19 protein-coding genes and 1 pseudogene are annotated in these 22,590 nt (G+C 65.2%); 15 read left to right on the top strand and 5 right to left on the bottom strand.

Annotation, left to right across the window (positions count from 1 at the left end; translation table 11 throughout):
* Positions 1–59: 59 nt before the first annotated feature.
* Positions 60–380: an ElaB/YgaM/YqjD family protein gene (locus tag M1B34_RS13625; protein ID WP_123332643.1), complete on the top strand. Its 321-nt coding sequence runs from the start codon at positions 60–62 to the stop codon at positions 378–380.
* Between the two features lie 97 nt (positions 381–477).
* On the opposite strand, the gene M1B34_RS13620 is transcribed toward M1B34_RS13625, so the two are convergent.
* On the bottom strand, positions 478–1,512 hold the full coding sequence (locus M1B34_RS13620; RefSeq protein ID WP_268265402.1) for an Ldh family oxidoreductase: 1,035 nt from the start codon (positions 1,510–1,512) through the stop codon (positions 478–480).
* Positions 1,513–1,720: 208 nt separating this feature from the next.
* Positions 1,721–1,990, bottom strand: coding sequence for a PepSY domain-containing protein (locus tag M1B34_RS13615; protein ID WP_268265401.1), 270 nt, complete (start codon positions 1,988–1,990; stop codon positions 1,721–1,723).
* Positions 1,991–2,142: 152 nt separating this feature from the next.
* Between M1B34_RS13615 and M1B34_RS13610 the strand changes: the two genes are divergently transcribed.
* A complete protein-coding gene (locus M1B34_RS13610; RefSeq protein ID WP_268265400.1) occupies positions 2,143–3,144 on the top strand; it encodes a FecR family protein in 1,002 nt (333 codons plus the stop codon).
* A 111-nt stretch (positions 3,145–3,255) separates the two neighbouring features.
* On the opposite strand, the gene pvdQ is transcribed toward M1B34_RS13610, so the two are convergent.
* The gene (gene pvdQ / locus M1B34_RS13605; RefSeq protein WP_268265399.1) at positions 3,256–5,589 is read right to left on the bottom strand and encodes a bifunctional acylase PvdQ; all 2,334 of its coding nucleotides are present in this window, start codon (positions 5,587–5,589) and stop codon (positions 3,256–3,258) included.
* Positions 5,590–5,886: 297 nt separating this feature from the next.
* Here pvdQ and M1B34_RS13600 point away from each other — a divergent pair, with 297 nt between their 5' ends.
* Complete coding sequence (locus M1B34_RS13600; protein ID WP_123332633.1) at positions 5,887–6,267, top strand: fe2+ zn2+ uptake regulation protein; 381 nt, start codon at positions 5,887–5,889, stop codon at positions 6,265–6,267.
* A gap of 17 nt (positions 6,268–6,284) precedes the next feature.
* Here M1B34_RS13600 and M1B34_RS13595 read toward each other — a convergent pair whose 3' ends face one another.
* Entirely contained in the window at positions 6,285–6,473 is a 189-nt protein-coding gene (locus tag M1B34_RS13595; RefSeq protein WP_268265398.1) for a hypothetical protein, read from the bottom strand.
* A gap of 170 nt (positions 6,474–6,643) precedes the next feature.
* Between M1B34_RS13595 and M1B34_RS13590 the strand changes: the two genes are divergently transcribed.
* On the top strand, positions 6,644–6,829 hold the full coding sequence (locus M1B34_RS13590; protein WP_123332629.1) for a hypothetical protein: 186 nt from the start codon (positions 6,644–6,646) through the stop codon (positions 6,827–6,829).
* 116 nt (positions 6,830–6,945) lie between these two features.
* Here the strand turns inward: M1B34_RS13590 and M1B34_RS13585 are convergent, their stop codons facing one another.
* Complete coding sequence (locus M1B34_RS13585) at positions 6,946–7,866, bottom strand: LysR family transcriptional regulator (RefSeq protein WP_268265397.1); 921 nt, start codon at positions 7,864–7,866, stop codon at positions 6,946–6,948.
* Between the two features lie 118 nt (positions 7,867–7,984).
* Here M1B34_RS13585 and M1B34_RS13580 point away from each other — a divergent pair, with 118 nt between their 5' ends.
* The 11 genes and pseudogenes from M1B34_RS13580 (at position 7,985) to M1B34_RS13535 (ending at position 22,587) form a co-directional block, all read left to right on the top strand.
* The gene (locus tag M1B34_RS13580; protein ID WP_268265396.1) at positions 7,985–8,980 is read left to right on the top strand and encodes an aldo/keto reductase; all 996 of its coding nucleotides are present in this window, start codon (positions 7,985–7,987) and stop codon (positions 8,978–8,980) included.
* A 166-nt stretch (positions 8,981–9,146) separates the two neighbouring features.
* Positions 9,147–10,280: pseudogene (locus M1B34_RS34080) on the top strand (cache domain-containing protein); the annotation flags it as partial.
* A 15-nt stretch (positions 10,281–10,295) separates the two neighbouring features.
* A complete protein-coding gene (locus M1B34_RS34075) occupies positions 10,296–11,141 on the top strand; it encodes a methyl-accepting chemotaxis protein (RefSeq protein WP_425273515.1) in 846 nt (281 codons plus the stop codon).
* A 73-nt stretch (positions 11,142–11,214) separates the two neighbouring features.
* Positions 11,215–11,670, top strand: a complete 456-nt coding sequence (locus M1B34_RS13570) for an SRPBCC family protein (protein WP_268265394.1) — start codon at positions 11,215–11,217, stop codon at positions 11,668–11,670.
* A gap of 206 nt (positions 11,671–11,876) precedes the next feature.
* Positions 11,877–12,326 carry a DUF411 domain-containing protein gene (locus M1B34_RS13565; RefSeq protein ID WP_123332618.1) on the top strand — a complete coding sequence of 150 codons (450 nt, stop codon included), beginning with the start codon at positions 11,877–11,879 and terminating at the stop codon, positions 12,324–12,326.
* On the top strand, positions 12,323–12,760 hold the full coding sequence (locus M1B34_RS13560; RefSeq protein ID WP_123332617.1) for a YqaA family protein: 438 nt from the start codon (positions 12,323–12,325) through the stop codon (positions 12,758–12,760). Before M1B34_RS13565 ends, M1B34_RS13560 begins: the two co-directional genes overlap by 4 nt.
* Before the next feature lie 117 nt (positions 12,761–12,877).
* Positions 12,878–13,831, top strand: coding sequence for a D-2-hydroxyacid dehydrogenase family protein (locus M1B34_RS13555; RefSeq protein ID WP_268265393.1), 954 nt, complete (start codon positions 12,878–12,880; stop codon positions 13,829–13,831).
* A 513-nt stretch (positions 13,832–14,344) separates the two neighbouring features.
* Complete coding sequence (glgA, locus tag M1B34_RS13550) at positions 14,345–15,913, top strand: glycogen synthase GlgA (RefSeq protein ID WP_123332613.1); 1,569 nt, start codon at positions 14,345–14,347, stop codon at positions 15,911–15,913.
* A 22-nt stretch (positions 15,914–15,935) separates the two neighbouring features.
* A complete protein-coding gene (gene treZ / locus M1B34_RS13545) occupies positions 15,936–17,726 on the top strand; it encodes a malto-oligosyltrehalose trehalohydrolase (protein WP_268265392.1) in 1,791 nt (596 codons plus the stop codon).
* A complete protein-coding gene (malQ, locus tag M1B34_RS13540; protein WP_268265391.1) occupies positions 17,723–19,804 on the top strand; it encodes a 4-alpha-glucanotransferase in 2,082 nt (693 codons plus the stop codon). The genes treZ and malQ overlap by 4 nt, the downstream gene beginning before the upstream one ends.
* Positions 19,801–22,587 (top strand): malto-oligosyltrehalose synthase, encoded by a 2,787-nt coding sequence (locus M1B34_RS13535; protein ID WP_268265390.1) that lies wholly within the window; start codon positions 19,801–19,803, stop codon positions 22,585–22,587. The genes malQ and M1B34_RS13535 overlap by 4 nt, the downstream gene beginning before the upstream one ends.
* Positions 22,588–22,590: the final 3 nt, after the last annotated feature.

Raw genomic sequence — 22,590 nt, 5'->3', positions numbered from 1 at the left:
TTTTGCCTCGGCCCCCACTCCATTGTTCATCGCACAACTGACCTGCAAGGAGTCACTCAATGGCCCGTAAAACTGCCGCCCAGGCGGCCGAAGAACAAATCAAGGACCAGGCATTCAGCGAGCTTCAGGCGCTGATCGAAGAGTCGGAAAAACTGCTCAAGGGCAGTGCCTCGCTGGTGGGCGAGGAAGGCGAGAACCTGCGCCAGCAAGTCGGCATCAAGCTCAAGCAGGCCTTGGAGTCGGTGACCCATGTGCGTGAGCGCAGCAAGCCGGTGGTGGACGCCACCGAGCAGTACATCGGTGGCCATCCGTGGCAGACCGTGGCCATTTCTGCCGGCTTCGGCCTGGTGGTCGGCCTGTTGCTGGGGCGCCGTTCCTGAGCCCTGTTGGACGCGACTGAATCAGGCGAGCCGCCCGGCGCGCCTGATTTCTTTGATAGATCGTGTTTTTTCCCTGCAAGCTCCCCCCGCAAACCGCCTACAGCCCCGCCCACTCCCGCAACTGGCGCAATTCGGCGGCGTCGATGGCAATGCCGTCACGTTCCGACTTCAACCGTTGGATATGCCGACGATCCCCCGGCAAACGCTTGAGCCCCACACTGTGCATCTGCCGCACCAGTTCCTTGCTGCGCTCGGCGAAGCTCTGCCCGGCGGCCTTGCTCGGGTCGATAACGATCAGCAATTGCCCGGTCCATGGCGTCTTGGCCCCCGGGTGATTGGACCAGTCGAACTCAAAGGAAAAATTACCCCCCGTCAATGCCGCCGCGAGCAGCTCGACCATCATCGACAACGCCGAGCCCTTGTGCCCGCCAAAGGGCAGCAAGGCCCCGCCTTCGAGGATCGCCTTGGGGTCCTGGGTCGGCTGGCCCAGGCTATCGACGCCGATGCCCAAAGGCAGACGCTCACCCTTGCGCGCGGCAATCTGCACATCACCATGGGCAATGGCGCTGGTGGCCAGGTCGAAGACAATCGGCTCGCCATCGGCCCGGGGTGCAGCAAAGGCGATCGGGTTGGTGCCGAACAGGGGCCGGTCGGCGCCGTGGGGCACCACGCAGGTCATGCTGTTGACCACGCTCAGGGCCACCAGGCCCTCGTGGGCAAAGGGTTCGACGTCGGGCCAGAGCGCAGCGAAGTGATGGGAGTTGCGAATTGCCAACACCGCAATCCCGGCCGCCCGAGCCTTGTCCACCAGCAAGGCTCGGGCCGCTGCCAGGGCCGGCTGGGCAAAGCCGTTGCCAGCGTCCACCCGCACGAAGCCCGATGCCACGTCCTCCACCAAGGGCTGCGCCTGACCGTTGACCCAGCCGCTGGCCAGGGTCGAGAGGTAACCGGGAATACGGAACACACCGTGGCTGTGGGCACCATCGCGTTCGGCGCTGGCGCAGTTCTCGGCCAGGCAACGGGCCACCGTGGCGCTGGTGCCGTGACGTAGGAAAATACTGTCCAACAGGCTCACCAGTTCCGTCAGGGACAGGTGCTCACAAGATGTTTCAACCAGAGGCGATGCAGACATCTGAAGCTCCAGAGTAATTATTGGAGGGGGCAACAGCGTACGAAGGTCCGACCGCCGATTTAACAACGCTTTGCCCGCGACCTGTCAACCGTCGCGTTTGTCTGCACAGAGGGTGCCAAACCGGGGCCGGCTGGCGAAGGGGTTGTGGCCGCATGGGCGACCACAAGGTAGCGCAAAGGCACCGACAGGACGCCGGTGCCGAGGGGTATCAGTCTTTCTGGTCGCGCAGCACATTGCCCGAGGCGCCGTCGATGCGGAACTCATAGACAATGCCGTCGGCCTTGCGGCCTTCACCTTCCCAGTAGCCGTCGTTGTCCGCTTCGACCTTGTAGATTTCTACATAACCGGCTTTGCTCTTGGCCGTCTCGATGGCTTTTTCGATAGTGATCCAGCCCGCGCCCGGACGGTCAGCGAGGGCGGCCCCAGCACCCAACAGGGTGCAGGAGGCGAGTACGGCGGTGAGGGTTTTTTTGATCATTTTTTCACTCCATTTGTGGATACTGGTGTACACAAGTCCTGTTTTTAGGGCCGCGACAGAAAAAATAAGTTCCACTTTGATGGGCAATAGCCATGACGGCTGTTCTACAAGGCTCCGCGCCAAGGGTAGAATGCGCGAAATCAGGAGCGTCAATGAGCGAAAACACCCTCTCAGAAGCCGAATACGATGCCATCACCGAAGCTGCGGCCGAGTGGTGCATGCGTCTGCACGCGCCGGATTGCACCGCCGCCGAGCGCTTGGCCTTTCAGCACTGGCATGATGCCAACCCCTTGCACGCCTTCGAATACGAGGCGATGCGTGAAATCTGGGAGGTCGCCGACCACCTGCCCCAAGCGGCTGCGCCGGTGCAAATCCCCCGCGCCGTGACCCCGCCAGCGTGGCGCCGCTACGCCAGCGCCGCCGCCCTGGCCGCCGTCGCCCTGCCCCTGTTGGCATACGGAGGCTGGCACCTGGGCTGGGTGCCCTCCTCCTACCAACACTACGAAACCGGCAACGGCGTGCGCCAGTTGACCCTGGCCGATGGCAGCCAGGTGGAGTTGAACCTCAACAGCGAACTGACCTACAGCAACTACAAGGATCAGCGCCGGGTCACCCTGAACAAGGGCGAAGCCTTCTTCAAAGTCAGCCACGACCGCAGCCACCCCTTCGTGGTCAAGGCAGCCGATGGCCAGATCACCGTGACTGGTACCCAGTTCAATGTGTGGATGTATGAAGACCAGGTTCGCGTGACCCTGCTGGAAGGTTCGGTGCTGGTGAACAGCAACCGTGCACAGCCCAGTGAAGGCTGGCGCCTGGACCCAGGCATGCAGGCCCGCTACAAGGCCGGCGACGAGACGCCCCAGGTCAGCGATGTCTACAGCAATGACAGCTCCCTGGCCTGGCGCAACGGCAAGCTGATCCTCGACAACCTGCCCCTGAGCGAGGCCCTGCCGCTGATCAACCGTTACCTGCAAGCGCCGGTCATGTTGGCGGACAACGCCACCGGCAGTATCAAGGTGGGCGGGATCTACAACACCCAGGATGTCAGCAGCCTGATTGCCTCGCTGCCCAAGGTGTTGCCGGTGTATCTGACCCGCAACAAGGACGGCAACCCGGTGATCAACTCCATCCCGCAGAAACCGGCCAAAGGCTGACGCCCCCTCGGTAGACGCCGGCTTGCCGGCGATGCGCTTCAGGCCAATACCCTTCCCGATAAAGCACCCTCACCGACAAGCCGGCACCCCAGGGTGCCGGCTTGGTTGCGCTTACGGCTGCTTGACCAGCACCGACGACGCCGCGTCGATCACCTTCACCTGATACTGCGGATCGGCCTTGATCTGCGCTTCGGTAAAGGGCAACAGGCCCCAGCGCTTCTGCGAAAAGGCTTCGGTCTGGTCGCGGGAGTACGCGGACTGCGGATCGCTGGACAGGGAGAACGCCAGCAACCCCTGGGCCCGTGGCCCGTGCTCGTCGAAGCTGACCACTTGCAGGTAACTGGTGCCACTGACCACCTCACGCTTGCCATCGGCCGCCGGCACGCTCTGGATGGCGTTGTACACCCCCAGGCTTTCTGGGCCGCCATGAATCGGCGTTTGCTGGCCACCGCTGCTGACCACCTGGATATCGCCCCACACCGGTTCAGCGCCGAGCCCGGCCTTGGCCACGCCGGCCACCGACGCCAGCATCGCCTGGTGCAACGCCTCGCGTACTTCGGCGCGGTCCAGCGCCAAACCGCGTGGGGTGTGCTGAGGGTCCTTGGGATCAAAGGCCACGCGCCAGACCGCCGGGTTCTGTTGCAGTTGGGCCATGACATTCTGGAAGTGCACGAAGCCGATCCCGGCGTTCAAGTTGGCGCTACGGTCCCAGGTCTTGAGGCTGGCGCACAACGGTGCCAGTTGCGCTCCGTCGGCGCCCAGGTCACCGGCACAGAATTGCAGCAGGTCAGGCATCACCTGGCCGGCCATGTACACCTGATCGTCCATCACCATGTGCTGCAAATCCGCCACGCCCAACGCTGCTTCGTTGCGGTTGAGGCGCTCCAGGGCAAATCGCGCCCGGGCCTTGAGCGGCACGTCCTGCTGGCTGATGACCGGCGAGAAACCCTCCAGGGGCGCCGCCGGGTTGACCATCCAGGCCGAGTCGTTGGAGTTCTGCAGGTAATCGGTGCGCGACAGTTGCGGCAGCTTGTCTGCCGCGACAATGCCTTTCTGCGCGGCCGAAGGGTCGATGTCCCAGGCACAGGCGCTGCGCGAGCCGTCCAGCAAGATCAGCTGGGTACCGGCCCGTGGATCGCTGCACAAAGCCAGCTTGGCGGCACTGACGTTGGGCACCACCGACTGGTTCATGTACAGGGTCCGGCCCTGGTCGTCCGCCGCCAGGGTGTTGACCCAGGGAATGCCCTGGATGCGATGCACCGAAGCCTGCAAGGCGTCGAGGCTGGTGGCCTGGTTCATCGAGTACCACTGTTGCAGCACGCGATCGTTGTCCAGGTTGGCATCACGCAGGCTGTAGGCGAACTGCTGGTTCCAGTCGAGTTTGCCGGGCCATTGCACGATCGGGCCGAACACCGAGCTGTACTGGGTGCGGGTCTGGGTCTGCAATTGGCCGTCGGCGCCTTTGACTTGCACGCTCAGGGTCTGTTTTTCCAGCGGTCGCGACTGGCCGTCGAGCAAGTAGCGCGTCGGGTCCTTGGGGTCCAGTTGCAGGCGATACAGGGTGAAGTGCTTGGAGGTGTCGACGGTGTGGGTCCAGGCCAGGTGCTGGTTGAAACCGATATTGATCAGCGGCAGGCCGGGCAAGGCGGCGCCCATCACGTCCAGGCGCCCGGGGATGGTCAGGTGCATCTGGTAGAAGCGCATGCCGCCGACCCAGGGGAAGTGCGGGTTGGCCAGCAACAGACCACGGCCATTAAAGGAACGGTCGCGGCCGATGGCCACGGCATTGCTGCCCCGGTCCAGGGCAAAGCGCTGTTGGCGTGCCTCGGCCAGTTGCAGGGCCTGGGCATTGACCGACGCTTGCGCGCCGAGGGTCGGTGGCGTCGCGCCCACCAGGGCCTCGACGAATTGGCCGGAGCCGCCTTCCACCAGCAATCGCCGGGTGACCTTGACCAGGTCCTCGGCGCTGATCGGCCGCACCCAGGCCGCGTCGCACTGGGCCGGCAGGCCGCTGGCCTGGCGCTCCGCCAGTTGGCGGTTGTAACCGGCGACGTAGCCCGTGATCAGCGCTTGCACCTCAGGGCTTTGCGCCTGCCAGAAGCCCGCGACCGCCTGGGGCGTGTTGAGCCAGGTGAAAAACAGGTCGCTGTCCAGGTTCGAGCGCCGTTCCAGGGTCTGCTCGGTCGCCCCCAGGTACTTGGAGCGCTCGCCGTTGACGGTCAGCACCTCGTTGGCCATCAGGCACAGGTTGTCCTGGGCGTAGGCGTAACCGATGCCGTAGCCCAGGCCGCGCTCATCCGTGGCCCGGATATGGGGCACGCCAAAGGTGGTGCGACGGATCTCGGCCCGGGGCTGCTCGGCCGACTCGCGGGCCTGGGCACCCATGCTCAGGCCCAGCCACAGCGCTGCGCAGCAAAAATACGGTAATGGTCTGGAAATAATCACGCCGACTCCTGATGAAAAAATCGAACCAGGACTGGCGAAGACCAAGGGGGGCGCTACCGCCAGTCTGGAGAAGCGGTCGCACCTGGCTTCATCCAGGGCGTGCCTGCACAAAGAGACGAACTGAACGAAAAAAAATTAGCGCCCATGGGCCCTGAAAAACTTGGCCCTGACCTGCCAATGACATCAAACCGACAAAATTTCTACATCGGCGGCTTCATGATTTGGCGTGCTCGTTCGTCTAATAACTAGAGCACCCATCATCATTTTCCTGATCAGGCTCTGAAAAGGAGTTTTTGCATGTACAACCAGCAACTGCCATCGGATGGCCAAGGCGTGCAATCCACGCCCTCCTTGAACAACGGTTCCAGCGTCTTCGGCAAGACTGCCGAGCGCGCCAGCAACGAACGGATCAAGCATTTGCTCAAGAGCTTCGGCCTGCGCACCAGCCTGATCCGCCTGAAAGTCATCGACGCCCTGCTCACGGCCGAACAAGGCGAACGCTCCCTCGGGGTACGCGGCATCCACAGCCAATTGCTGGAGCTGGATATCCCGCTGTCGTTCCTGAGCGTGCGCGAAGTCTTGAAGCGCCTGTGCAGCGAGGGCGTGATCACCCTCAACTCCGACAAGAGCTACAGCCTGCATCAACAGGCCGCAGCCGTACTCGACGGCCGCGCCTGAGGCCGCCGAGGGTCAGCTCAGGGCTTGACCTTGCGGCGCATCACGCCATTGATCACCACCACGACCACCGCCACGCCGATGGCGATGTACTGGAAGAGCTGTTCGCTGATGACGCCGTGGTTCTGCAAGTAAGAAAGGCCAAGCATGATCCCCAGCACCATCAGGGAGATCAGAATCGAGTATTTCAAGCGTTGTGACTGGGTCATTACGGGGTTCCTGGACCTGAAATTGTATCCGCTTTGTATCAAGAACGATGCCAAGCACTTACCGAGATTCGGGGATGAGCCGGGGCAAACGGGGTCACATGGTACAGGCGCGAACGACTTTTCGCTGCATCGCGACCTGCAGTAACCCCCGAGTCTTTGAGGATTGAGAAATGTTCCGTCGAATCACACTGCTGATTCCCGTATTGGTCATGCTGTCCCTGTCCGGCTGCATTATTTTCCCCCACGGTGGCGGGCACGGCGGCCATCGTTACTATGACGGCGGCGGCCCGGGCTATTACAACGGCGGTGGCCCAGGTTATTACAACGGTGGCGGCCGGGGTGACTACCGGCGCTGAGTGAGCGCCCGCCTGGGGCCCTCTCCTCCCTTCATGACCAGGCTAATCGGCACCACGCTTACGACGCCCGCACCTTGCGGGCGTTTTGCTGTGGGCGATAAACATATCCTCGGGCCTTAGCCCAATGGTCGCTGCATCGGCGTGTCCGCCCGGGCAAACAGTTCCACCAGCCAATCGATGAACACCCGCACCCGGGTCGACAGGTGCCGGTGCGGCGGATACAAGGCACTCAGCGCCAGGGGCGGCGCCTCCACCCGCTCCAGCACCTCGCACAGCAGGCCGTCACGCAGCGCCCGGGCGACGTGGTAATAAGGCGCCTGCACCAGCCCATAACCCGCCTCGCTGGCGGCCAGGTAGGCATCCGCGCTGTTGACCGCCAAGCCCTTGGGCAGCGGCATCTCGCGCACCTCGCCGTCCACCATGAACTCCAGCCCGTAGCGCTTGCCGGTGACGCTGGAGAAGAACTCCACGATCTGATGCCCGGCCAACTCGTCCAGGTGCTGCGGCGTGCCGTGGCGCGCCAGGTAGGCCGGGCTGGCACAGGTCACCTGCTGCATCAGCGCCAGGGGCCGGGCGACCAATGAATCATCCAGGGGCGGGCCGGCCCGCAGCACACAATCCACCCCTTCGCGAATCAGCTCCACAGGCCGATCGTTCAAACCGATTTCCAGCTCGATCAGCGGGTAGCGGGCAGAAAACGCCGGCAGTGCCGGAATCACCAGCAACCGGCCGATGCCCGCCGGCATGTCCACGCGCAAGGTGCCACGGGGGTTGTGCCGGGCCACGGAAAACGCCGCTTCGGTTTCTTCCAGGTCCGCCAGCAGGCGCACGCAGCGCTGGTAATAAGCGTCGCCGTCCAGAGTCAGGCTCACTTGGCGGGTGGTGCGCAGCAAGAGTTGCACCCCCAGGTGCGCCTCCAGTTGCTTGATCAGGATGCTCACCGAAGCACGGGGCATTTGCAGGCTGTCGGCGGCCCGGGCAAAGCCGCCCAGCTCGACGATCCGGGTGAACACGCGCATGGCGTTGAAGCGGTCCATAACGGCTTGGCCTTGGGATTATTTAGAAATGACGAACAGTGATACTGCTTTTAGCCGGTTTATCTTGTTTTTGTCGAGTAGAACAATGGGCTCACCTTAACCCCCCGGAGTTCACACAATGCACACCCGCACACTCGGCAAGAACGGCCCCCGCGTTTCCGCCATCGGCCTTGGCTGCATGGGCATGAGCGATTTCTACACCACCGGCGGCGACACCCGGGAAGCCACCGCGACCCTGCACCGGGCCCTGGAACTGGGCATCAACCTGCTGGACACCGCCGACATGTACGGCCCCCACAGCAACGAGGAACTGATCGGCCAGGCGATTCGCGGCAAGCGCGACCAAGTGTTCCTGGCCAGCAAGTTCGGCATTGTCCGCGACGCCACGGATGTTGCGGCCCGGGGCGTCAACGGCCGCCCGGAATACGTGCGTGCCTCCATCGACGGCACCCTGCGCCGCCTGGGTGTAGAAACCCTGGACCTCTACTACCAGCACCGCATCGACCCGGAGGTGGCCATCGAGGAAACCGTCGGCGCCATGGCCGAACTGGTGCAGGCCGGCAAGGTGCGCTACCTGGGCCTCAGCGAAGCCTCGGCCGCCACTCTGGAACGGGCCCACCGGGTGCACCCCATCAGCGCCTTGCAAAGTGAATATTCGCTGTGGAGCCGCGATCAGGAAGACAACGGCTGCCTGGCCACCTGCCGCCGTCTGGGCATCGCCTTTGTGCCCTACAGCCCACTGGGGCGCGGCTTCCTGACCGGCGCCCTGCAACGCCCGGAGGACTTTGCCGACGATGATTACCGGCGTTTCAGCCCGCGCTTCCAGGGCGAAAACTTCCACAAGAACCTGTTGCTGGTGCAGCAGGTGCAAAAGCTGGCGGCCGACAAAGGCATCACCGCCGGGCAACTGGCCCTGGCCTGGGTGCTGGCCCAGGGTGAGCACCTGATTCCGATCCCCGGCACCAAGCAACGCAAATACCTGGAAGAAAACGTCGCCGCCCTGGACGTCAGCCTCAGCCCTGATGAGCTGCGCAGCCTGGAGCAGATTTTTACCCCGCAGACCACCGCCGGCCAGCGTTACCCCAAGGAAGTGATGGCCCTGCTGGACATCTGAGCCAACCCTTGCGGCGCCGATACGCTGGCGCCCGCAAGGACTAAGCCCTTGAGCACTTTCTTGCACGATCGTACTAAAGTCGCCTGCCGCCACGCCGACAACCTGTTGCAGCCCTGACAAGGCTCCGCGCCTCGAACAATAAAAACGCTCGGTAAGGACAGGTCCCATGCCCGCATTTCGCTCCATTCAAGCCCGCTACACCCTCTTTCTGGTCCTGTTCGTGCTCTTGATGCTGGTGCTGACGGTGGTCGGCATCAGCCAATTGGTCGCCCCCAAGCTGCGTCACACCGAAGAACAGGTGGCCCTCAACCGCATCGCCGAAGTGGCGCAACGGATCCAGGGCGAGCTGAACAAGGTCCAGGCCCAGCAGCGCAGCATCACCCAGACCATTGCGCTGCTCGACAGCGACAGCATCGACCGGGTGCTGCCCGGCCTGGTGGACCAGTACGGCGAGCTGAAAGTCTTCGGTGGCGGCATCTGGCCCCTGCCCGGCCAACGCACCCCGGGGCGCAACAAGCACAGCACCTTCTGGCACCGCGACGCCTCCGGCAAGCTGGTGGTCAACACCTTCTGGAACAGCGACGCGGCGCCCAACTATTACGACCAGTCCTGGTACAAGGGCGGCCTGCAAAGCCCCCGCGGCCAATGCGCCTGGGCCGCGGCCTATAAAGATGACGCCAGCGCCGAGCCGCGCACCAACTGCGCCATGGCCATCAGCCGCGACGGCGTGCCCTATGGCGTGGCCACCATCGACGTGACCCTGGGCTTCTTCAACGAACTGGTGGCCCGCCAGGAAAAAGACCTGCAAGCCGAGATGCTGATCGTCGAGGCGGACGGCAAGATCATCAGCAACAGCTCGCGGATCAACGGCCCGGTGGTGTTGAAAAACATCAGCGAACTGGCCGCCGGCTCGCCCTTTATCGCCCAGATCAAGGCCGCCCTGGAGCGCCGTGACAGCGGCCACCAGCGCGTCGAGTTCGACAACGCCGGAGTGGCCAGCACCTTCTTTATGCGGCCCATCGAGGGCTCGCCCTGGTTCCTCGCCACCGCCCTGCCGACCCAGTTGATCACCGCCCAGCGCGACGATGTGCTGAGCACCCTGAGCCTGTTGCAGATCCCAATGATCGTGCTGCTGGTGCTGCTGCAGGTCTATGCGATCCGCCAACTGGTGCAACGCATGAAGGCCCTCAAAGGCAACATCGACGCCCTGTCCACCGGCGACGCCGACCTGACCCGGCGCATCACCATCCGCGCCGAGGACGAACTGGGGGCCATCGGCCACTCGGTCAACCACTTCATCGCCTACCTGCAAAACATGATCGGCGAAGTGACCCAGGCCACCGAGGCCATGGCCGGCAGCCTGGAGCAGTTGCAACAGACTTCGCAGCAGAGCCAGCAGATCCTGGTGCGCCATGCCTCGGAAACCGATCAGACCGTCACCGCCATCACCCAGATGAGCGCCACCGCCGACAGCGTGGCGGCCAACGCAGCGCAAACCGCGGCCTTTACCCAGCGCGCCAACGAACACGCCGAGCGTTCGCGGGTGGTGGTGGGCGAGGCGTCCGGCAGCGTGGTGGCCCTGATCGACGAAGTGGCCAGCGCCACCCACAAGGTCGAGGCCATGCAGCAAGACGCCCAGCGCATCACGGAAATCCTCGGGGTGATCGGCGCCATTGCGGGGCAAACCAACCTCTTGGCCCTCAACGCCGCCATCGAAGCCGCGCGGGCCGGGGAACAAGGCCGCGGGTTTGCCGTGGTGGCGGACGAAGTGCGGGCCCTGGCCGCCCGCACCCAGGCCAGCACCTCGGAAATCAACGAGATGCTCACCCGCCTGACCCAGGGCGTCAGTTCCTCGGTCAGCGCCATGGAAAACACCCAGGCCAGCTGCCAGTCGGCGGCGGATGCCACGGCGCGGGTCAACAGCGGCCTTGATGAAATGGCCGGTTCGGTGAGCCAGATCAACAGCCTGAGCACCCAGATCGCCACGGCCGCCGAGCAACAAAGCGCGGTGACCGAGGAAATCAACCGCAGCATGGTCAGCATCCGGCAGATGGTCGACGCCCTGGTGCAGACCGGCCAGGCCAGCCAGAACAACACCCAAAGCCTGCTCCAGGCCAACAACCGGGTCAGTGCGCTGATGGGCCGCTTCAAGGTCCGCTGAACGGTCAACTCCACGCCCGCCGCCTGGCGGGAGTGGAGCTATATTGCATGCTCCGGTCACAAGGAGGTGCATCATGGGCCAACGCCAACCGCATCTGATGGGCGAGCGCATCGTCAATGAGCTGTACATCGGCGCCAGCATCGACACGGTCTACTACTACGTGACCCAGCCGGACCGCTGGCACGAATGGCACCCCTGCTCGTTACGTGCCGACACCGGCCACAGCGGCTCCCTGCCCGCCGGGCACCGCTTCAGCGAGGTCGTCGACCTGCTGGGGGTGCGAATCGACATGAGCTACCGGGTGCTGGTGGCGGTGTTCCCCAAAGAGTTCAAGACCCTGTTCAGTTCGGCGCCGGTGGACGGCTCGATCCACTACCAGTTGCGCCGCCAGGGCGACGGCACCCTGTTCCGCCGCACCCTGAACTATCACACCGACCTCAACCTGGGCGGCCTGCGTCCGCGCATGGCGCTGCTGTCCGAACGCGCCTTGAACAACCTCAAGCAACGCCTGGAACACCCCGATAGCTGACAAAACTGTCATCCGGCCCTCAGCCAACTGACAGCCAGGGCAAATTAACCTTGGGCAGGCAGCAGCATCACTTTGCAATACACAGGGCCTGACGCGGCGGAAAAAACAGGCAAAATACCCCGCGCCCGGCCCCAGCGCTGGCCCCAGGTCGACTGGTCTGCGCCACTGTTCTGCATCATCGAACCCCCACCACGAGAGCCACCCTGATGAAACCCGCACTGCGTCTGGCAGCCTTGTCTGCCCTGTTCCTCAGCTCCCTGGTCCAGGCCGCCGAGTTGATCCCCATCGACGTCCACCGTGACGCCAACTGCGGCTGCTGCAAGCAGTGGGTCAAACACCTGGAGGCCAACGGTTTCCAGGTCAACGACCACGTCGAAAGCAACATGAGTGCGGTCAAGCAGCGCCTGGGCGTGGCACCGCGCCTGGCCTCGTGCCACACCGCCGTGATCAACGGCAAATTCGTCGAGGGCCATGTGCCCGCCGACCAGGTGCTGGCCCTGAGCAAGCGCGATGACCTGCTGGGCGTGGCCGCACCGGGCATGCCCATGGGCTCGCCGGGCATGGAGATGGACGGCATGGGCGCCGATGCCTACCAAGTCATCGGCCTGACCCGCGACGGCCAGGATGTGGTGGTCGCGGACTATCCGGCCCGTTGATCTTCGGCGCTTACTTCGGCCTGTTCCTGGCGGCCTTCGGCGCCGCCACCCTGCTGCCGCTGCAATCGGAAGCGGTGCTGGTGGGCCTGCTGCTCAATGGCAGCTACCTACCGTGGCTCCTGCTGCTAGTGGCGACCCTGGGCAATGTGCTCGGCTCGCTGGTCAACTGGTGGCTGGGCCAGCGCCTGGAACACTTCAAGGACCGGCGCTGGTTCCCGGTCAGCCCCCGGCACCTGGACACCGCCCGCCGGCATTACCAGCGCTACGGCCACTGGTCGTTGCTGCTGAGCTGGCTGCCGATCATTGGCGACCCCTTGACCCTGGTGGCGGGCGTGATGGGCGAACCGTTGAAACGCTTCCTGCTGATCGTCACCCTGGCCAAGGGTGCCCGCTATGCCGTGCTGGCCTGGATGACCCTGGGCTGGTTGGGCTGAACCGCCACTCGCCCTTGCGGCGCCTGGGCGCCCTGTCGCAGTATTCGGCGGCAACCCGCAGCGGCGCTGCGCAGCGCCCTGCCGCCCCAGACAACGCCCGCCAAACCAGGAGCCTCCATGAGTGTGCAGATTGCAGTAATCGATGATTGGCAGCAGGTGGCCGAGGACGTGGTGGACTGGTCAGCGCTGCAGAGCATTGGCCAGGTCAGCTTCCTGCATGACTACCCCGCCGACACCGCGACCCTGATCCAGCGCCTGCAACCCTTTGAAGTCATCTGCCTGATGCGCGAACGCACTCCCTTCGACGCCGCCCTGCTGCGCGGCCTACCGCGCCTCAAGCTGCTGCTCACCGGCGGCATGCGCAACGCCGCCATCGACCTGGCAACCGCCGCCGAGCTGGGGATCCAGGTGCGCGGCACCGACAGCTACAAGCACGCCGCCCCGGAGCTGACCTGGGCGCTGCTGATGGCCCTGACCCGCAACCTGCTGCACGAGGCCAACGCCCTGCGCAACGGCGGCTGGCAGCAAGGCCTGGGCGGCGACCTGCATGGCAAGACCCTGGGCATCCTCGGCCTGGGCAACATCGGCAAGCGTGTGGCGCAGTTTGGCCAGGTGTTCGGCATGCCGGTCATCGCCTGGAGTGAACACCTCACGCCCGAGCGCGCCGCCGAGGCCGGGGTGACTTATGTCAGCAAGCAGCAGCTGTTCCAGCAGGCCGACGTGCTCTCGGTGCACCTGGTGCTCAGTGAGCGCAGCCGCGGCCTGGTGGACGCCCAGGCCCTGGGCTGGATGAAGCCCGAGGCGCTGCTGGTGAACACCGCCCGTGGGCCGATCGTCGATGAGGCGGCGCTGATCGATGCCCTGCAAAATGGTCGTCTGGGCGGCGCGGCCCTCGACGTGTTCGCCGAGGAACCGCTGCCCGCCGACCACCCCTTCCGGCGCCTGCCCAATGTGCTGGCCACACCCCATGTCGGCTATGTCAGCCGGCAGAACTATCAGCAGTTCTACGGCCAGATGATCGAAGACCTGCAAGCCTGGGCCGCCGGGCAAGCGTTGCGCCTGCTCAACTGACCCCTGACGTTCGCCGCCCGTAACGCCAGTGTTGATGATAGGGCGGCGGCGAAAAAAGCCTGCACCATGTTTGAGCGCAGGCTTTTTCCCTCTGCACCCAGACCTTGCGTGCCCTCACCGTTTTCGCGCTACCGACTGCACAGCCTCGCCCCTGAGCGGTGCAGGCTTGACCTTTCGTCGGATGGATTTCCACCGTCACCGGTCTCCCTCAAATGAATTGCCCCATCTCGCCTGCCCCGCTCTAACTTCTGTCCTAGACTGATTTTCGCGAAGTGACCCACCAGTCACTTTTTCACAAAAAAAGTCGAAACTTTCGGCGCACGCGTCAGGTCAGGTTAAAGGGAGGGTCGCCACGACTGGTGCAATCCTTGCAACACCCCTTTCAGCCTTTCTGCCTCGCCGCATCGGGCGCGCTTGCCCCCGTTGCGTTGCGCGTTTGCGCCCGGCCGAAGGAATTGGCCATGACACCGCTGGTGCGATGCCAGGAACAGATCAATAAGACGGGAGAGACCTATGATCAGTGCCGTATTGGAAACTCAGGGAGAGCATTCGCAGCCGCAGACCGGTGAATCGGCCCTCAAGTCGACCCCCGTGCCCGGTGGCAAAATGGCACTACCGGTCGCTCGGCAGAACCCCAATCGCAAGCGGGTACTGTTCGTGACCTCGGAAATCGCTGACCTGGTGAAAACCGGCGGCCTGGGCGACGTCTCCGCGGCCCTGCCTCGCGCCATGGCGCAACTGCACGATGTCAGGGTGCTGATCCCCGGCTACCGTCAGGTGCTCAACAGCGAGAACCCAATCCACATCATCGGCGAGCTGGGCGGCCACGCCGCCTTGCCCGCCTGCAAGATCGGGCGCATGGACATGCCCGACGGCCTGGTCATTTATGTGCTGATCTGCCCCGAACTCTATGAGCGCGATGGCTCGCCCTACGGCGCCAACAACGGTCGCGACTGGCCCGACAACCACATCCGTTTTGCCCGCCTGGGGCTCGCCGCCGCCGACATCGCGGCGAACCTGGCCCAGATCCACTGGTGCCCGGATCTGGTGCACGCCCATGACTGGCCCGCCGGCCTGGCCCCGGCTTATATGCACTGGCGTGGGCAGCGCACACCGACCCTGTTCACCATCCACAACCTGGCCTATCAGGGCGTGGTCAGCCTGGCCTCCTGCCCCGAGCTGGGGATTCCCGAGCATGCCCTGCAACAGGAAGGCATGGAGTTCTACGGCAAGTTGTCATTCCTCAAGGCCGGCATGGCCTACGCCAGCCACATCACCACCGTGAGCGCCACCTACGCTCAGGAGATCACCACCCCGGCGTTTGGCTGCGGGCTGGACGGCTTCCTCGCCAGCAAAACCCAGCAGGGCCTGCTCAGCGGCATCCCCAATGGCATCGATGAAAGCTGGGACGCGGCCACCGACCCGCACCTGTCCACGCCCTTCGCCATCGGCGACTGGGAAGGCAAGGCCGCCAACGCCCGCCACGTCCGGGAAATGTTCGGCCTCGACCCATCCACCGGCCCGCTGTTCGCCGTGGTCTCGCGCCTGGTCTACCAGAAGGGCCTGGACCTCACCGAAGCCGTGTCTGAATTCATCGTCAACGCCGGCGGCCAGATCGCCATTATCGGCCGCGGCGAGCCGGAAGAAGAACAGTCCATGCGCATCCTCGCCCAGCGCTTCCCGGGGCGCATCGGGGTGAACATTGGTTTTAATGAAACCGACGCCCGGCAGATGTTCGCCGGCAGCGACTTTTTACTCATGCCCTCGCGCTACGAGCCTTGCGGCCTGAGCCAGATGTACGCCCAACGCTTCGGCTCGCTACCGGTGGCCCGCAACACGGGCGGCCTGGCCGACACCATCGAGGACGGCGTCACCGGCTTCCTCTTCGACGAGTCCACCGTGGCCAGCTACGAAGCGGCCCTGAGCCGAGCCTTCAAAGTGTTCGCCTACCCGGCCCTGCTCAACGCCATGCGCTGCCGGGCCATGGCCGCGCCGTTCAACTGGTGCAAGGCCGTGGAACCCTACGCAGAGCTCTACGAACAATTGGTGGCGAAGTCCCTGGGGAAATCGGCAAAACAGTAAGGGGCTATTTAAGGGGCAATAGATGCCGACAAGGACTCCATCAGGTTTTTCCCATGGCGCGGTCTTGCTCGACGCGCAGCACACCCGCTTCACCCTGTGGGCGCCCAGTGCCCGGCACGTCAGCCTGGAACTGGGCGACGGGCAGTCACTGCCTATGCACCCCCAGGGTCAGGGCTGGTTCATGATCCAGGCGCCCTGCGGCGCCGGCACGGCCTACCGTTTCAAGATCGACGGCGACCTCGAAGTCCCCGACCCCGCGTCCCGGGCCCAAGCCAGCGACGTGCACTCACCCAGCGTGGTGGTGGACCCCGGCGCCTATGCCTGGCAACACCCAGGCTGGGCCGGCCGCCCCTGGCACAGCGCGGTGATCTACGAGCTGCACGTGGGCGTGCTGGGGGGGTATGCCGCCGTGGCCAAGGAGCTGCCGCGCCTGGTGGAACTGGGGGTCACGGCCATCGAACTGATGCCCCTGGCGGAATTCCCCGGCAGCCGCAATTGGGGCTACGACGGTGTGTTGCCCTATGCTCCGGAAGCCTCCTACGGCTCCCCCGACGACCTCAAGCAACTGATCGACACCGCCCACGGCCTGGGCTTGTGTGTGGTGCTGGACGTGGTCTACAACCACTTCGGCCCCGACGGCAACTACCTGCACGCTTACGCGCCGAGCTTCTTTCGCGAGGACCTGCACACGCCCTGGGGCGCCGCCATCGACTTTCGCCAGCGTGCGGTGCGCGACTTCTTTATCGACAACGCCCTGATGTGGCTCCAGGACTACCGCTTCGACGGCCTGCGCCTGGATGCTGTGCACGCCATCGACGACCCGGACTTCCTCGAAGAGCTGGCCCAGCGGGTCCGCCAGCAGATCCCCGCGCAGCGCCATGTGTGGCTCAACCTGGAAAACGAGCTGAACCAGGCCAGCCTGTTGCAGTGCGGCTTCGATGCGCAGTGGAACGATGACGGGCACAACGCCCTGCACGTGCTGCTCACCGGCGAGAGCGAAGCCTATTACGCCGACTTTTCCGAAGACACCAGCGACAAGCTGGCCCGCTGCCTGAGCCAGGGCTTCGTCTACCAGGGCCACCCCAACCGCTACGGCGTGGCCCGCGGTGAACCCAGCGGCCACCTGCCGCCCACGGCGTTCGTGCTGTTCCTGCAGAACCATGACCAGATCGGCAACCGCGCCTTTGGCGAGCGCCTCAACCAGCTCGCGCCGCCCCAGGCCCTGCGTGCGGCGACTGCGTTGCTGTTGTTGTCGCCGATGATCCCCTTGCTGTTCATGGGCGACGAAGACGGCGCGGTGGAACCCTTTCTGTTTTTCACCAGCCACCACGGCGAGTTGGCCGAAGCCGTGCGTGAAGGTCGACGCAATGAGTTCGCCGCCTTCGATGCCTTTGCCGACCCGGAGCAACGCGGGCGCATTCCCGACCCCAACGCCCTGGCCACCTTCCAGGCCTCGCGCCCTCGGGCCAGCGAAGACCCCGCCGGCGCCACCCGCACCCTGTACCGCAACCTGCTGGCGATACGTCGGCAGGTCCTGATGCCGCGCCTGCCCGGTGCCCGCTCCCTGGGTGCCGAGGTCCTGGCCGAAGGCGCGGTCAGCGCCCGCTGGTACCTGGGAGACGGCAGCCTGCTGCGCATTGACCTCAACCTCAGCGCTCACAAGGTGGCGCTGGACGCACCCGACGCTGGCGAACTTTTATTTGAAACCCCGGCGCAAGCCGCGGCTCTGATGCAACAGGGCAGTCTCCCCGCCTACAGCGCAGTGGTCCGCCTCAGTGCGGCCACCCCCACCCCTGAAGGAGAGCGCCCATGAGCGATGCACAACTGGAAATCCTCGCCAGCCGCGCCGGCCTGGCCGTGGACTGGATCGACGCCAACGGCCGACCGCAAAAGGTCGAGCCACGGGTCCTGCGGGCGGTGCTGGCCGGCCTAGGCCACCCTGCCGAAAGCGCCCAAGACATCGAGACCAGCCTGTTGCAATTGCAACTGGTGCAACAGACCAAGGAACTGCCGCCCCTGCTCACCGTGGACGTCGGCCAAGGCCTGGACCTCGCGCACTACTTCGAGCCGCTGGCGCCCTGCGAAATCCACCTGGAAGACGGCGCCATCCTCAACCTCAAGCTGGACGCCGAAGGCGTGTTGCCCGGGTTGATCCCCGTGGGTTACCAGGCCGTGAGCATCGCCGACCAACACTTCACCCTGGCCGTGGCCCCGGAACGCTGCTTCAGCGTCGCCGACGCCGTGGACCAGCCCACTGCCCGGGCCTGGGGCCTGAGCGTGCAACTCTATGCTCTGCGCCGCGCCGGCGACGGCGGCTTCGGCGACACCCTGGCCTTGGAAGAACTGGCGCGGCGGGCTGGCGAACGGGGTGCCGATGCCCTGGCCATCAGCCCCTTGCACGCCATGTTCAGCAGCGACACCCAGCGCTACAGCCCCTATTCGCCCTCCAGCCGGCTGTTTCTCAACAGCCTGTACGCCGCCCCCGGGGCCATTCTCGGTGAGCGCGCCTGGCGCAGTGCAATCGATGCCGCAGGCCTCGGTGCCCGGCTCAATGAGCTGGAGCAGCAACCCCTGATCGACTGGCCCGAAGCGGCCCAGGCCAAGCAGCAGGTGCTGCGGGCGCTGTATGAAGGGTTCTGCCACGGCGCCCATCCGCTGCACGAGGATTTTGCCAGTTTTCGCCACGCCGGCGGCGAAGCCCTGGAAAACCACTGCCGTTTCGAAGCCATCCAGGCCGAACGCGCGGCCCGCGGCGAATCCCTCGACTGGCGCCACTGGCCCGAGGCCTGGCGCACCCCACGCAGCCCTGCCCTGGCCCGTTTTGCCGAAGAGCATGCCGGCGAGATCGGTTACTACGCCTTCTGCCAATGGCTGATCGACCGCAGCCTGCAACGGGCGCAAAACGCCGCCCGCAGCAGCGGCATGGGCATCGGCCTGATCGCCGACCTGGCGGTGGGCGCCGACGGCGGCGGCAGCCAGGCCTGGAGTCGCCAGGACGAACTGTTGGCAGAGCTGACCGTGGGCGCGCCGCCCGACATCCTCAATCGCCAGGGCCAGGGCTGGGGCATCTCCGCCTTCTCCCCCGAGGGCCTGATACGCAACGGTTTCCATGCCTTTATCGAAATGCTCCGGGCCAACTTCGCCCACGCCGGCGGCTTGCGCATCGACCATGTGATGGGCCTGCAACGGCTGTGGGTGATTCCCCTGGACGCGCCGCCCTGTGACGGCGCCTACCTCTATTACCCGGTGGACGACCTGTTGCGCCTGCTAACGCTGGAGTCCCATCGGCACCAGGCCATTGTCCTCGGCGAAGACCTGGGCACGGTGCCCGACGGCCTGCGGGAAAAGCTCAGCGCCCGAGCCATGCTCGGCATGCGTGTGCTGCTGTTCGAACAAGACCACGGCACCCGCTTCCGGCCCATCCTCGACTGGCCGGACAACGCCCTGGCCACCACCAGCACCCACGACCTGCCGACCCTCAACGGTTGGTGGCACGGCCGTGACATCGAGTGGAACCAGCGCCTGGGTCTGGTGGACGAATCCGGCGCCGCCCAGTGGCGCGAACACCGCCAGCGCGAACGCGATGGCCTGCGCCAGGCGCTGGACCAGGACCCGCAGAACTTCAGCACCCAGGCCACTGAAACCGACCAGGTGCTGGACGCCAGCGTGCGTTTCCTCGGCCACACCCGGGCGCCCCTGGTGCTGCTGCCCCTGGAGGATGCCCTTGGCGTGGATGAACAGCCCAACCTGCCCGGCACCATCGACAGCCACCCCAATTGGCGGCGACGCCTGGCCCGGCCCAGCAGCGAGTTGCTGGACGACGAAGACGCGGCACGGCGCCTGGAATTGCTGGCCTGTGCCCGGCAACAGGCCTTTGAGCGTGACCAATGAACGCGCCGATCGAGACGGCCTTGCGCGCCACCCTGCGCCTGCAATTCCACAAGGGCTTCAGCCTGGATGATGCGGTGCCGCTGGTGGGTTATTTCGCCCGCCTGGGCATCAGCCATGTGTACGCCTCGCCCCTGCTTTGCGCCCGGGCCGGTTCCATGCACGGCTACGACGTGGTGGACCCGACCCGGGTCAATCCGGAGCTGGGCGGTGAAGCTGCGCTCAAACGTCTGGTGGCGGCCCTGCGTGCCCACGGCATGGGCCTGATACTGGACATCGTGTCCAACCACATGGCCGTGGGCGGTGCCGACAACCCCTGGTGGCTGGACCTGCTGCGCTGGGGCCGGCTGAGCCCCTACGGCGAATTCTTCGATATCCAGTGGCACTCCCCGGACCCGTTGATGGAAGGCCAACTGCTGCTGCCGTTCCTCGGCAGCGACTACGGCGTGGCCTTGCAAGACGGCACCCTGACGCTGCACCTGGACGCCGAACACGGCGCCTTCCACGTCGAGCATTACGAGCATCACTTCCCCATCTGCCCCGGTGACTACGGCGAGTTGCTCCGGCCCGACGATGCCCTCGACGGCCCGGCAGCCACGGAGCTCAAGGCCCTGGCCGACGCCTTCAGCGCCCTGCGCTACCAGAACGACGCCCATGCCCAGGCCGTGCCCCTGGCCGAGGCCTTGGCGCGCCTGGTGGCTGAACCGGGGATCCGCGAAGCCATCGAACGCAACCTGGCGCTCTACGACTCGCGCCAGGAAGCCGGTTTTGCCCGCCTGCACGCCTTGCTGGAACAACAGAGCTACCGCCTGGCCAGTTGGCGCACCGCCGCCGATGACATCAACTGGCGGCGCTTCTTCGACGTCAACGAACTGGGCGGGCTGCGGGTCGAGCGCCCGGCGGTGTTCGAAGCCACCCACGGCAAGATCTTCGAACTGATCGACGCCGGGCTGGTGGACGGCCTGCGCATCGACCACATCGACGGCCTGGCCGACCCTCGGGGCTACTGCCGCAAACTGCGACGCCGGGTGGACGCCCTGGCACCCGGGCGGCACCTGCCGATCTTCGTCGAGAAAATCCTCGGCCAGGGCGAAACCCTGCACCGCGACTGGTGCGTGGACGGCAGCACCGGCTACGAATTCATGAACCAGCTGTCTTTGCTGCAACACGACCCCGAGGGCCTGGCGCCCTTGGCCGAGCTCTGGCATGAACACAGTGGGCGCCCCGCCGAGTTCGCTGAAGAGGCTCGGCTGGCCCGCCAGCAGATCCTCAACGGTTCCCTGGCCGGCGACTTCGAAAGCGTGGCCCAGGCCCTGTTGCAAGTGGCACGCCTGGACGTGATGAGCCGCGACCTGACCCTGGGTGCCATCCGCCGCGCCTTGCAGGAGCTGATCGTGCACTTCCCGGTGTATCGCACCTACCTCAGTGCCTGCGGACGCCCGGCCAGCGATGAGGTGTTTTTCCAACAGGCCCTGGACGGCGCCCGGGGCACCCTGGGCGAGGCCGACTGGCCGGTGCTGGATTACCTGGCACGCTGGCTTGGTGGCCAAGGCTGGCGCCAACGCCCTCGCGGCCGGGAACGCAAACTGCTCAAACATGCCTGCGTGCGCTTCCAGCAACTGACCTCGCCCGCCGCCGCCAAGGCCGTGGAAGACACCGCGTTCTACCGTTCGGCAGTGCTGCTGTCGCGCAATGACGTGGGCTTTTCCACCGAGCAGTTCAGCGCCCCACCCGCGGACTTTCATGCCGTGTGCCTGCAGCGCCAGGAAGCCTTCCCCGACAACTTGCTGACCACCGCCACCCACGACCACAAGCGTGGCGAAGACAGCCGCGCGCGCCTGGCGGTGCTCAGCGAACGCGCCGCCTGGTACGCCGAACAGGTCGCCCGCTGGCGCCAGTTGGCCCAGCCCCTGCGCCACGACCCCGAAGCCCCCAGTGCTGCCGACGAGTTGATTCTGTACCAGGCGCTGATCGGCAGTTGGCCCTTGGAGCTGGCCGCGGACGACACCGACGGCTTGGCCGAGTACGCCCGCCGCCTCTGGCAATGGCAGGAAAAGGCCCTGCGCGAAGCCAAGCTGCAAAGCAGTTGGGCGGCCCCCAATGACAGCGTCGAACGGGGTGTAAAGGCGTTCATCGAGGCCCTGTTGCTGACGCCCGAAGGTTTGCCCCTGCGCAGCGCCCTGCGCGCCGCCGTCAATGCCATCGCCCCGGCCGGCGCCCTGAACAGCCTGGCGCAATCCTTGCTGCGCATGAGCGTGCCGGGGGTGCCGGACCTGTACCAGGGCAATGAGTTCTGGGACTTCAGCCTGGTGGACCCGGACAACCGTCGAGCGGTGGATTTCCAGGCCCGGCAACAGGCCTTGGGCACCGCCGAAAACCCGCAGGAGTGGCTAGAGCATTGGCGTGACGGGCGAGTCAAACAGCAGTTGATCGCTCAAGTGCTGGCCCGTCGAGCCGAGTACCCGGCGCTATTTGGCCGGGGCGTTTATCAGCCGGTGCAGGTCACCGGCAAGCAAGCGCATCGGGTGCTCGCCTTTGTGCGCGAACACCAGGGCCAGCGGGCCTTGGTGATCGTTCCCAGGCTGGCGACGCCCCTGCTGAAAGAGCGTGCAATACCCTGGGTTTGCGCGCCGGATTGGGGCGATACGCGGGTAGTTTTACCGTTCACCGCCTCGCAACAAAACCTGAAGGGACTTTTTTCCACCCAGGCAGTCACAGACACCAAGGAGCTGCTGATCAGTGCTGCGCTGGAGGACTTTCCGGTCAACCTCTTCATCCTCACTTGAGTT

Source organism: Pseudomonas morbosilactucae, assembly GCF_023241715.1.
GTDB lineage: Bacteria > Pseudomonadota > Gammaproteobacteria > Pseudomonadales > Pseudomonadaceae > Aquipseudomonas > Aquipseudomonas morbosilactucae.
This window is presented reverse-complemented; position numbering and strand designations above follow the sequence as displayed.